Raw genomic sequence first — 781 nt, forward strand, 5'->3', positions numbered from 1 at the left:
TTAGAGCTGTTTTCTCAAGCTTACTCTCTGCATCGATAAACTCTCGCAAGGTTTCATAGAGATCGATGATTTGCCTACGGTCAAAGTTTGGACGTCCACTTTCTCTTCGCTCGTAGTAATGAAACAGACTGACAAGAATTGCTGTGCAACCGAGCTGGCGTGTAAAAAGCCTCAGAAAAGAAAGTAGGATCTCTCTAGAATTTGTCCTATCAATCCTTCGAAAAATGGCTGCCCCACGCACTTGACTGATAGATTCCAGTGTACCTTTGAACCACTTCTGAATCGCGAGACACAAACCTTCTAGAGTGCCTGGACTTTGTAGAGGCTCGTAGATGAGACGGGAAATAGCCTTGCGAAAGTCGAGAGCCAGAGAGTAGTCCTGAAAAATCAGCTTCTTAATTTCTCGCTGGAACTGTATGTTGATCTCGCGGGCCTCAACCTGGTAAAACTCTGCCAGTTCCTCTAAAGTGCAGTCCTGAAGTTCTAAGTCGGGGAGATATCCAATTTTTTTGAGAATGCTATAGCGCAGTTCTCTGGCAAAGGATTCCCAGTCTACCTTCTGAGCAAGGGCAAACCAAAAATTCTCAATTGAATGTAGCTTGATGCGCTCTTCGCTTAGATCAAAAAGCTGAAAAGGAGGAAGAGATAGCTTTTCCCGAAGAGATTTGTAGAGGCGGGAGCAGGAATCTTTTGGGACGACAGCTAGCTTGACGGTTGCACCACTCTCAGGGATGAAGGATCCCAGGTAGTCTTTCTCAAGACAACGCAGCCATAAATCAAG

At 45.5% G+C, this 781-nt stretch carries 1 protein-coding gene; it reads right to left on the reverse strand.

Features of this window, described 5'->3' with window-relative positions; translation table 11 throughout:
• Positions 1 to 781, reverse strand: a 781-nt coding sequence (locus tag NW853_RS11040; RefSeq protein WP_414349032.1) for a hypothetical protein, incomplete at both ends; no start/stop codon positions are given.

This window comes from Synechococcus sp. H55.11 (assembly GCF_047462475.1).
In the GTDB taxonomy this organism is placed as follows: Bacteria; Cyanobacteriota; Cyanobacteriia; order Thermostichales; family Thermostichaceae; genus Thermostichus.